The sequence below is a fragment of the Streptomyces alanosinicus genome (genome assembly GCF_014650595.1).
GTDB lineage: Bacteria > Actinomycetota > Actinomycetes > Streptomycetales > Streptomycetaceae > Streptomyces > Streptomyces alanosinicus.
Window position 1 is genome coordinate 1 of the sequence record NZ_BMVG01000139.1, and the last position, 1,188, is coordinate 1,188.

The following is a 1,188-nucleotide window of genomic DNA, read 5'->3' on the forward strand; positions in this document are numbered from 1 at the left end:
CTCCGCCAGCCATCGCTGCACCACCGCCAGCGTCCCGCCGGTCGTGGCACGCACCGCCTCCGGGACGGGTACGTCGGCATCGGCGTCGGCGGCCGGGACGCGGTAGACCACCGCACCCGCCACCGGCCCACCGCCATCCGCAGCGACGTCGTCCCACAGCCGGTACTCCGCCGCCTCACCACCGGCGGGCAGCACACGCCAGCCGATCTCATGCAGCGACTCCTGCCGACCACCCGACAACTGCTCCTGAGACACCGGACGGAACGTCAGACTGCCCACGGACAGCACGGGGGCGCCCGTGGCGTCGGACGCGTCCAGGGACATGGTGTTCTCGCCGGTCCACGCGATGCGCACACGCAGCGCGGTGGCGCCGACGGCGAAGAGGGCCACGTCCTCCCAGAAGAACGGCAGCAGCGGGCGGGCCTCGTCGTCGCCGTCGGTGCCGGAGCCGCCGATACCCAGAGCGTGCATGGTGGCGTCGAGCAGGGCCGGGTGGATCCCGAACTCGGCCGCGTCGGAGTGCGCCTGCTCGGGCAGTTCGATCTCGGCGTAGATGTCGTCGCCGGACGTCCAGGCGGCCTTCAGGCCCTGGAAGACGGGGCCGTAGTGGTAGCCGCGCTCGCGCAGGACGTCGTAGGTGTCCGCCACGTCGACGGCCGTGGCGCCGGCCGGCGGCCAGGCCGTGAGACCGGCGGCGGGCGCGACGGGCGCGGGGGTGAGGACACCCTCGGCGTGCAGCAGCCACGGCGTGTCCGTGGGCGCGTGCTCGTGGCGCGAGTGGACGGTCACGGTACGGCGGCCTTCGCCGTCCGGCGCGCCGAGCGTCACCTGGAGAGCGACTCCGCCGTCCTCGGGCAGGGTGAGCGGCGCCTGAAGGGTGAGTTCCGCCAGGGTCGTGCAGCCCACCTGCTCGCCCGCCCGCAGCGCGAGTTCGACGAATCCGGTGCCCGGCAGCAGTACGGTCCCGAGGACGTCGTGGTCGGCCACCCAGCCGTGGCCGGCGCCGGCCAGCCGCCCGGTCAGCACCAGCCCGTCCGAGCCCGCCAGGGCGACGGAGGCACCGAGCAACGGGTGACCGACGGACGTCTGACCGTGGTGTGCCGCGTCGGCGGCCGCCGTGGCCTGCAGCCAGAAGCGCTGGTGCTGGAAGGCGTACGTCGGCAGCCCGACACGCCGGGCACCCGTACC

Annotated in this window: 1 protein-coding gene; it reads right to left on the minus strand. The window is 74.4% G+C overall.

Annotated elements, in window-relative coordinates; genetic code table 11:
- Positions 1-1,188, minus strand: a 1,188-nt coding sequence (locus IE277_RS46665) for a polyketide synthase dehydratase domain-containing protein (RefSeq protein WP_189960200.1), incomplete at both ends; no start/stop codon positions are given.